This is a genomic window from Campylobacter sp. CNRCH_2015_0814 (assembly GCF_025772765.1).
Lineage (GTDB): Bacteria > Campylobacterota > Campylobacteria > Campylobacterales > Campylobacteraceae > Campylobacter_D.
On the sequence record NZ_JAKMSR010000037.1, the window covers coordinates 1 to 744 of the forward strand.

Consider the following 744-nt stretch of genomic DNA (forward strand, 5'->3'; position numbering starts at 1 on the left):
TGTAATTTGCTAACCAAACCCCTAAATATCCATACTTTAATGAAATATTTTTTCATTTGCACATACTTTTGCACATACCTTGTATTTTATTGTAAAAATGTGTAAAAAAGTGATATTGTTTTGCTAAATAGGTGATATATTAAAATTTTTAGAGTGTGAATTTCAAGGAAAGAATATTGTGGATTTAAATTCTAACAAAGAAAAATACTGCCTGACTAATAAAAAGCAAGTGTTTAATATATTCAAGAAACAATTTTAAAAATAGAATATTTACTATTATATGAATTGTGCTAAAGTAGATTAAATCTCATTTTAAAGATTTAACCCCCCCCCTTTTTTTTTTTGATACAACTTTAGCTATTTCTTCAATGGAAAATAATACATAACAAGATACACCCATAGATTCTATCTTCTTATTTTTTGTTAATCTATCTAATGTTGGAGTTGATATTCCAAGAATACTTGCGCACTCTTTTTTGCTTAAAATCATTTTTTTATACTTCTCAAACAAAAATTCTTTTTTTCTAAATAGTTCTCATTCATGCTGATTCTCCTTTTTTTGACAATCAATCATGTGTTTATTATAACACTATTTTTATGCTAGTAAGAATTATTCTATAACTTAATACTCTTATATGCTTTTAAAATCAAATTTATAAAATATACTTAATATACTTAATATAAATCAGTCTAAAACTAAACTTTGTTTATTTTTATAGTATATATACTTAATTTAAATCTTAG

The 744-nt window shown here is 22.8% G+C and carries 1 protein-coding gene; it reads right to left on the minus strand.

The window, feature by feature from the left end:
* Positions 1–307: 307 nt before the first annotated feature.
* Positions 308–490, minus strand: coding sequence for a hypothetical protein (locus L8X24_RS07910; RefSeq protein WP_263664342.1), 183 nt, complete (start codon positions 488–490; stop codon positions 308–310).
* Positions 491–744 lie beyond the last annotated feature (254 nt).